Source organism: Burkholderia sp. GbtcB21 (genome assembly GCF_019091065.1).
Lineage (GTDB): Bacteria > Pseudomonadota > Gammaproteobacteria > Burkholderiales > Burkholderiaceae > Burkholderia > Burkholderia pyrrocinia_C.
In genome coordinates this window covers 1-252 of record NZ_JAGXKA010000339.1, presented here as the reverse complement: position 1 = coordinate 252, position 252 = coordinate 1, and the positions used below count along the sequence as shown (strand labels likewise).

Sequence of the window (252 nt, the reverse complement as noted above, 5' to 3'; positions counted from 1 at the left end):
GCGGCCGTCAGCGTGGCGACCAGGCGGTCGTCGGCTACCCGGCTCGTCGTGTAGCGCCACGGCGGTCCGGCCTTTTTCACGGCAATCGCGTCGGTGGCCGGCAGCATCGGGCCGGCTTCGGGCATGCGCAGTGCGCCCGAGGTCGACGACTGACCGATGTCCAGATCGTCGACGAGACGCGCGTCGGCCAGGCGGGGAAAGTCGCTGTACGGAATCGACGTCGCCTCCGGCTGACGCATCAGCAATTGGACC

1 pseudogene is annotated in these 252 nt (G+C 69.4%); it reads right to left on the bottom strand.

What is annotated here, in order from left to right:
* Window positions 1-252 (bottom strand): annotated as a pseudogene (locus KVT39_RS37075) (cell division protein FtsH); the annotation flags it as partial.